The sequence below is a fragment of the Calditrichia bacterium genome (assembly GCA_020634975.1).
Lineage (GTDB): Bacteria > Calditrichota > Calditrichia > RBG-13-44-9 > J075 > JACKAQ01.
Genome location: JACKAQ010000017.1, coordinates 1 through 1,665 on the forward strand (window position 1 = coordinate 1; position 1,665 = coordinate 1,665).

The 1,665-nt window shown below is 43.0% G+C and carries 1 protein-coding gene; it reads right to left on the bottom strand.

Translation table 11 applies throughout. The features are described 5' to 3' along the window. Nucleotides 1–187 precede the first annotated feature (187 nt). Entirely contained in the window at nucleotides 188–1,513 is a 1,326-nt protein-coding gene (locus tag H6629_24030; protein MCB9070857.1) for an extracellular solute-binding protein, read from the bottom strand. Between the last annotated feature and the right edge of the window lie 152 nt (nucleotides 1,514–1,665).

Here is a 1,665-nt window from a genome sequence, read left to right on the forward strand (position 1 = left end):
TCGGCGGAGTCGCGTTGATACCAGTTTTGGGTGTTCAACAGTAAACTTTGGAGCGATGATTTTTGGATAAAAGACACCGCAACCAGAAACGCACCCAGCACTGTAAACAGTACCAGCAAATGTTTCAGTTCAAAATGATACGATCTAAATTTATCAAAAACAGTACTTAATGGTCGTTCCATTGTACTCAGTTTATCCGCATGGTTTGAGAATTAATATCGCGCGTGGCCAACCGCAATGCTTCCTCAACGCTAATCTCATTTTTGATTGCGCGTTGAATATAATAGGACAACACGTCAGAAATTTTTGTGTAGTTGACCAAAAACGGGCGATGAATGCCATTTTTTAATAATTGATGATAGTATTTCAGATCCTGATGTTCACTGAAATATACAGAATCCTGATAGACAGATTTGCTGATGGGAATGTAACCGCCCTGTTCAAACAGCAACCGCTGGCTTTCTTCGCGAAGCACAAACTTAATAAATTCAACAGCTTCGCGTTTTTTTGTTGAAAAGCGGGAAACCATCAGATTCCAGCCACCGAAAACCGAAGCCGGTTTTTTGCCATCGAGGTGGGGGAGGGCGCAGGGTTCCAAAAACTGCAGTTTTTCGGAATAGGGGGAATTCCGGTAATGGCGAATCAATCCCGGCCACCCGCGAAAAAACGGGATGTCATTGTCCAACGCATAAAAATAGGTTTGAACCTCGTCGAAGCGGGTAATTTCTTTGGGTGCCAGGTGATATTTATGCACCAAATCAACCAGCATTTGCAACGATTTTCGGGCTTCGGGTGTATCCAATTGTATCGAATCACGGTTAAAAATTTCAGGATTTTGAGACAGCAACGGCTCCATAAAACTGCAGACCAACCCCTCAAAATTTTTCGCAGAAAACGCATAAAACGGGCGCATTTGTGGCATTTTATTACTGAGCTCAATAAATTCTGACCAGGTTAGCGACTGGCGCAACTTATGTGCCAGTGAATCGCCGCCGGGGAATTTTTTCAGCAAATCGGTTCGGAAATACATTAACCCGACATCGATATAGAATGGCGCTGCGATCAAATCTTCTTTGTAATAACAGGATTCCAATGCCACTTCCAAAGATTTGTTTCTTTCATAAATGGTGAAATAGGGGTTTAGCGGTTCTGCCCAGCGTGCAAAACGCGCCCCCCAAATCAGGTCGATGGCAAACACATCAATCCGGTCGCTCTTGCTGCGCAACGATTTGGCTAACACCTGCTTTCGTTCGTTTGTGCTGAATTTTTCGAATGGGAGATCCACCGGAACAACTTCGATTCGCCCCGAATATTCTGCGTTAAACCGGTTGATCAGCTCGCTGTGTGCCTGCGAAATGTTATCCACAAAATAAATTTGAGTGGCTGTGTTGTTTCCGCCAAAAACGCCTTGACCGCGTTGTTGCGCGAGAATAATCACTATCACCAGCAAAATAATAGAGCCGACAACCCACGAACTTCGCTCGTTTAATATACTTCGCTTCTTTTCTTCCATTTAAACCATTGTTTTTATTTACTTTTCATACTATTAAAATGCCGTAAAACCGGTCATCATTTCATTCCATTCACCGTGTTCCAAAAACATTATACTTCCTTTTTGGCAATTGCTTTTGTTAAAACAGAATCCGACAATCAAGATACGCAACC